Below are 445 nucleotides of genomic sequence, written 5' to 3' on the forward strand. Positions count from 1 at the left end.
CCGCGCGCCCCGTGCCGCTCGACGGGAACCTCCATCTCAGGCCCGTCCGGCGTTCGAGGACGGAACCCTCGGCGGAGTGGACCCCGCATCCCTCCTACGGGGCCGAGCCGGAGGCCGGAAAGAAGCCCGTCCGGGAGGCCTCGGCCGAACGGCAGCCCCGGAACACCCCCGCGAAGGGGCCCGTGGACGACCCCGGACCCGACACCGAACTGGACCTCGTCCTGGACCTGGCCGCCGGTGACCGAGCCGCCTCCGCCACGTTCTCCGTACCCGTACCCGTACCCGCGTCGCCGACCACCGTGACCAACCCGGCCACCACCACCTCGCACCTCGGCCGCCGCCACTCCGTCATCGCCAACGAGACCACCGCCTCCATCCCCGTCCACCTCCTCTTCCGGGACGACCAGGAGCCGGCCGTTCCGGCCGAAGCGGCGGCGTTGCCCGC

Annotated in this window: 1 pseudogene; it reads left to right on the forward strand. The window is 74.2% G+C overall.

The window, feature by feature from the left end:
• Positions 1-445: pseudogene (locus B9S58_RS03530) on the forward strand (membrane protease subunit); the annotation flags it as partial.

This window comes from Streptomyces sp. SM11, from assembly GCF_002910905.1.
Classification (GTDB): Bacteria; Actinomycetota; Actinomycetes; order Streptomycetales; family Streptomycetaceae; genus Streptomyces.